This window comes from Streptococcus suis, from assembly GCF_002960425.1.
Classification (GTDB): Bacteria; Bacillota; Bacilli; order Lactobacillales; family Streptococcaceae; genus Streptococcus; species Streptococcus suis_S.
The window spans coordinates 1-203 of the sequence record NZ_POIZ01000103.1 but is presented as its reverse complement, the minus strand read 5'-3'; the positions used below and the strand labels follow the sequence as shown (position 1 = coordinate 203).

Genomic DNA, 203 nt, shown 5'->3' with positions numbered 1-203 from the left:
GGTGTTCTTCGTGAATAATTCTTAAACGAGTAGACAACCCCATCTGGTTTTATCCACTGGTCAGAATCTTCTAAGTAAGTCCAGTTTTCAGGATTGGCATCACTCTTCTTATAGCTTTTCTTCTGCTCTTTCTGATATGTTCCGTAGGGAATCAGAGGTGTTTTCTCCAGGTCATCAACGATAAAGCTATAATTTTCTTCACT

Annotated in this window: 1 pseudogene; it reads right to left on the bottom strand. The window is 38.9% G+C overall.

Features of this window, described 5'->3' with window-relative positions:
- Positions 1 to 203: pseudogene (locus tag C1G57_RS10945) on the bottom strand (IS5/IS1182 family transposase); the annotation flags it as partial.